2 protein-coding genes are annotated in these 1,845 nt (G+C 75.7%); one reads left to right on the top strand and one right to left on the bottom strand.

The genetic code is table 11. The features are described from left to right. Nucleotides 1–937, bottom strand: a 937-nt coding sequence (locus FOE67_RS24535; protein WP_182667011.1) for a GlxA family transcriptional regulator, incomplete at its 3' end; no start/stop codon positions are given. A gap of 227 nt (nucleotides 938–1,164) precedes the next feature. On the opposite strand from FOE67_RS24535, the gene FOE67_RS24530 reads away from it, so the two are divergent. Then, nucleotides 1,165–1,845, top strand: a 681-nt coding sequence (locus FOE67_RS24530; RefSeq protein WP_182667010.1) for a DJ-1/PfpI family protein, incomplete at its 3' end; no start/stop codon positions are given.

Here is a 1,845-nt window from a genome sequence, read left to right as displayed (position 1 = left end):
CCCGGAAGGCCGTCCGGTAGGCCCGCGGGGTGACCCCCACCACGCGGCGGAAGCGCTCCCGGAAGGCGGTCGGGGATCCGAAGCCCGCCCGGGCCGCCACCCGCTCCACCCCGTGGTCGGTGGTCTCCAGCAGGAACTGGGCCCGGCGCACCCGGGTGCGCAGCACCCACTGCAACGGTGTCTCCCCCGTCTGCTCGCGGAAGCGGCGGGCGAAGGTCCGCTCCCCCATGCCGCACCGGGCCGCCATCGCGGCGACGGTGATCTCCCGGCCGGGGTCCTCCTCGACCCAGCGCACCGCCGGCTCCAGCTCCGACCCGCGCGGCGCGACCGGCAGCCCGCCGGCCATGAACTGGGCCTGGCCGCCCTCGCGTTCCAACGGCATGACGGACAGCCGGGCGGCGTCCGCCGCCACCGCCGACCCCAGGTCGCGGCGGATCAGGTGCAGGCACAGGTCGAGTCCGGCCGCCGCCCCCGCCGAGGTGAGCAGGGACCCGTTGTCCACGTACAGGACGTCGGGGCGCACCTCCACCCGGGGGTACAGCTCGGCCAGGCGACGCGCGGCGCTCCAGTGGGTGGTGGCCGCCAGCCCGTCCAGCAGCCCGGTGGCCGCGAGCACGAAGGCCCCCGCGCAGACGGAGGCGATCCGCGCCCCGTCCGCGGCGGCACGGCGCAGCGCCTCCAGCGCGTCGGGATCCGGCGGGGGCGCGTCCTCGGTGCACCCCGGCACGATGACGGTGTCCGCCCCCGCCAGTGCGTCCAGGCCGTGCGGCACGGCCAACTCGAAGAGCTCGCCGGCCACCCGGGGGCGGGGGGCACAGACCAGCACCCGGTAGGGCCGGCTCCCGTCGGGGAGCCGAACGCGTCGGAAGACCTCGATGGGGGTCGCCATGTCGAAAGCGATCACGCCGTCGAGGGCGAGGATCGCCACGGTGTGCACGCGGGCACGATAAACGGGATCCCGCCGGCGGGAAACCCCCTGCCGAAGCCCCCGGAGGGAGCGGAAGGGACAACCATCCGGAGGAAAACCGCTGGTCGAGGGGCGTAGGGGAACGGCCGGGGTGCCGGCGGGATCCCGTTGGTCTTTGTCGTTTCCGCCACTGGGAGGGGTCCGGGAGGCCACCTGGCGTCGGGGACGACCGCTTCCCGATCACCGGAGGAATCCCCGTGTTCGCCCAGTTCGTGCTCTTCGACGGCTTCGACCCGTTGGACGTCATCGCCCCGCTCGAAGTCCTCCACGCCGCCGGGATGCTCACCGCCGGCTCGGTGCGGGTGGAACTCGTGAGCGCCGAGGGGGCTCGCGAGGTTCCCTCCGGGATGGCGGGGATCGCCCTGCGGGCCGTCGCCGCCCCGGACCCGGAGCGGGCCGATGTGCTGGTGCTGCCGGGCGCCCTCGGTCGGATGCCCGGTCCCGGGTCGACACCCGCCGGGGAGACGTCCCCCGGGGCGGGGGAACCGGCGGAGGACATCCCCGGCCTGCTGCGTCGTGCCCTGGAGGGCCCCCTCCCGGAGGTGATCGCCCGGGCCCTGGCCCACGAGGACACCGTCCTGGCCTGCGTGTGCGGGGGCTCCCTCCTTCCCGCCATGGCCGGGATGATCACCGGCCGCCCGGCGACCACCCATCCCTCGGGAACGGAGGTCCTGGCCGGCACCGGTGCCGTCGTCGTGGACGCCCGGGTGGTGGACGACGGCGATCTCGTCAGCGCGGGCGGGGTCACCTCCGGTCTCGATCTCGCCCTGCACCTGGTGGATCGGGAACTCGGCCCCGACGTGGCGCTCGGCGTGGAGCGGATCCTCGTCCACGAGCGGCGCGGCACCGTCTGGTCGGCGCGGGGCCCCGTCCCCGCC

It is taken from the genome of Streptomyces calidiresistens (assembly GCF_014141525.1).
GTDB lineage: Bacteria > Actinomycetota > Actinomycetes > Streptomycetales > Streptomycetaceae > Streptomyces > Streptomyces calidiresistens.
This window is presented reverse-complemented; position numbering and strand designations above follow the sequence as displayed.